Annotated in this window: 1 protein-coding gene and 1 pseudogene; one reads left to right on the top strand and one right to left on the bottom strand. The window is 43.8% G+C overall.

Annotated elements, in window-relative coordinates; translation table 11 throughout:
- Positions 1-1,657 (top strand): annotated as a pseudogene (locus Q0095_RS01995) (hypothetical protein); the annotation flags it as partial.
- 589 nt (positions 1,658-2,246) lie between these two features.
- Here the strand turns inward: Q0095_RS01995 and Q0095_RS01990 are convergent.
- Positions 2,247-3,548, bottom strand: coding sequence for an HlyD family type I secretion periplasmic adaptor subunit (locus Q0095_RS01990; RefSeq protein ID WP_297880881.1), 1,302 nt, complete (start codon positions 3,546-3,548; stop codon positions 2,247-2,249).
- Between the last annotated feature and the right edge of the window lie 50 nt (positions 3,549-3,598).

Below are 3,598 nucleotides of genomic sequence, written 5' to 3'. Positions count from 1 at the left end.
GAATTTCAACGTAGATACGATAAACTCTAAATTTAAAGATGAAACACCGTTAAGCTCCGAGGATATGGCTAGAGCAAATATCAAAGGCTTTGGATTACTAAGAGATCTAAGATCGGCCGCTGCTTTAAATAAAGAGCTAGCTGCCGCGCTAGATAGCTACTCTCGCTTAAGTACCAAAGAGGAGCAGCTCAAGGCTCTGCCTGCTCTTATAAAAGCCTGGAGCGAGACTGCTGCAAGAAGCACAGGCGGAAATTCTAATGCCGCGGGCTACGAAGTAAACCTAAAAGGGGTGAAGCTTCCAAGCAATGTAAGTCTAGGCGCAGGATCGAACATCAATGTAGATGCAGACGGTAACGTGATAAACTCCGGTAATCCAAACGCCAGAAGACTAAGCCTCACTCCGTCTCAATATCAGGCTCTACTAAATAGCTCAAATTCTATAGATGAGAGCTTACTAAAGGAGTTTGAGAGTATAAAATACAAGATCAAAGTAATCGATGCTTTCACCGGCTCAAAGACTGCAGAGCTCTATTATATAAGCAACGACGATATAAAAGCTATCATCAAAAACACAAACGAAACGTATGAGAAAATTTTAAACTACTCCTATGCATCGCTGCTGGCTCAAACGAGACTAAAAGGCTATGCCGATCTGATAAGTCTAGATATGATCTCCGTACCTAACGATACGGCTGCGGGCGACAATTCAAAATCCAATACCGCGAACGGCGGCGCCTCGGCGGGCGATAATTCAAAATCCGATACCGCAAACGGCGGTGCAAACGCATCTGCTAAGCCGAAGTATGATTTCAGACTAAATTTCACCAAAGTAATCGATAAATTTAAAGAGATAAACCTAAGCGATCCGAAGAAGGCTTTCGTGGATTTGGCGGAGTTTGCTACTTTATTTCAGAGCAAAAAGGAGTTCGCCGCAGGCCTTAGCCTACTTGCCGAGTTTGCATACGGAGCGAATAAACGTGGGGTGCTAAGCGAGTATATAGCCGCCATAGGCCAAGAGACGCAAAATAAGCTAGACATAGCGACAATAACCTCCAATTCCAGCGGCACCAATGCAAATGATATGATGGTAGGGTCTGAAGGCAAAGACACTCTTTACGGTGGCAACGGCAACGACACCCTCTACGGCGGTGAAGGTAATGATAAGCTTTATGGCGGAAATGACAACGACATCCTTTACGGCGGAGACGGTGACGATACTCTTTATGGAGAGAACGGCAATGATACCCTAGAAGGTGGAGCCGGTAACGACGGTCTTGATGGCGGATACGGTGATGATACCTATATATTCGGTAGAGGCGACGGAGCAGATAATATCTATGATGGTAGGGGTAACGATACTCTTAAATTTAAAGAGGGGATCGGTAAAGAAAACATCACCTTCCAAAGGGTTGCCAACGATTTAGTATTAAAATACGGCGATAATGACACCGTCCGTATAAATAATCAATTTGGCGGCTCATCCATAGAGCAAATCGCGCTTGCTAGCGGAGAGTATATCACTGCCAGCAAAATCAATAAGATCATCGAAGATCTCAACGCTTACGCCTCAAATAACGGCATGAGCAATATCTCGATGGATGATATGAAAAATAATCCGGATATCATGCAGATGTTTGCGAGCGGCTGGGGGAATTAATCGCCGCCCCCCGCCCCCCGTCCACTCTAACCCAGGGCTGCGCACTCTCAATGCTACATGTTGCTCTGCTAACGACTACTCGTGAAACGCCGCCGGTTGCTCGCAAAGGCTACCGGCGGTAACAATCTCGCCCCTCGCAGATATATTGTTTTTTTGTTCGCTTGGATTGTCGCCATCCGCTATGATAAAACAACCTCTCAGATGAAAAGTAGCTGTTCAAGCGGGTATCCAACCAGGCGAGACAGGTAACCGCTCGGGTAAGGGCTGCTGTTCAAATTGCGCATTTAACCAGAGGCTCACATGCTAGAACGAACAGCAGCTCAAGATAGAGGCAGCGGCTATCCACTCTGCTTCGGTACTACATTAAAAAAATTTATCAAGAGGACGTCCTTGCTTGCGCTAAATTTAAAGTAAGGCTGTGCTAGGACAGATGGGATAGGTAGTTCTACTCAAACGAAGCTTGAGGGTATCGGTGTAGTTGCTCCTACCCTCTAGGACAGGCAGGATAGGAGTCACTCAAACAAGCAATGTATTTGAGCGAAGACTTACCCATTAGGGTAAAATATCCACTTGCCATCCTGCCCTTTCTCTATCTTACGCTAAGTCCTTCGTCTAGGTATTTGATGACAGGGTAGATAAATAGCTCTATTACGCGCCGTTTGCCTACTTTTACTTCGGCAGTTACGCTCATACCGGGCTCGATCTCCTTTTTGATCCCATCTACGATTAAAAATATAGAATCGGGTCTAATCTTTACTTCATAAATTTCTCCCAGCTTCTCATCGTTTATCGCATCGTTTGCTATGTGAATCAGCCTACCCTCTAGCTTGCCGTATTTTTGAAAGTCGAAGGTCTGAACCTTAATGGCTACGCTTTGATTGTTTTCCAGATAGCCTATATCTTTATTAAGCACGTTTGCTTTGATGATTAAAGGCTTATCGCTAGGCACTATAGAGATTAAATTTTCTTGATTTGTGATGGCGGTTCCTTGAGTATTTACTAGTAGCTTTCCTACAAAGCCGTCAACCGGAGAGGAGATGATCTGCTGTCTGGTTTGAAACAAGATCGCGTTAATCTCCGCTTTTAGCGAGCTTGCTTCTTTTTGTTTGGCTAGCATCTCATCGAGCCACTTAGATATGCTTTGGCTTTTAAAGGCCTCAAGCTCTTTAGCTAGCTCATCTAAATTTGCCCTTTGTTCGGCAAGCTTCTCTTTTGAAATTTTAAGATTGGAGTTTAGCTCGATTACCTTGGATTTGAGCTCATATAGATCCTTGCGTGCTATTATATCTTTTACTTTGTTTAGATTGCTTAGCCGCGCTTCATCTATCTTTAAAATTCCGCTTAGCCTCTCGACCTCCAAATTAGTAGAGTTTATCCCCATTTGCAGAGCTTGCATTTTTAGATTATAGACATTTATGCTCTCTTCGTAATTTGATTTTTGCGTATTGTATAAGCTCAGCTCATCTGCGCTGATATTGGCATCTAAGCTCCCCCCTGAGCTTAGAGCATCAAGCCTTTTTATAGAGTATTCAAGCAGCGCCAAGCTCTCTTGCTTGGTGGATAAATTTACCGTAGAAACGCTAGGATCGATTAAGATTAGATGATCGCCCTTTTTTACCCTATCACCCTCTTTAACTAAAATTTTAGAGACGACGCCGCTTTCAAGAGATTTTAAAATTTTAATCTCTCCGTCGGTCACGACCTTGCCGTTAGCGCTTACTACGATATCAACCTTAGCAAATACCATCCACAGCACGGCAAATATCAAAGCCCCGCAAGCTATCCATAAGATAGATCTTCCTAGGGGGTTTTGCGGAGCATCCTCTATCTCGATTAAAAGAGGCTTGAACTCGTTTGAATCGTCCTCTATTCTTTTGAAAATTTTTAGCATTGTTTAGATCCACTCATTCTTTATCCCAGCTGCATTTGTAACTTTAATCC

This window comes from uncultured Campylobacter sp., from assembly GCF_938045535.1.
Taxonomy (GTDB): Bacteria; Campylobacterota; Campylobacteria; order Campylobacterales; family Campylobacteraceae; genus Campylobacter_B.
This window is presented reverse-complemented; position numbering and strand designations above follow the sequence as displayed.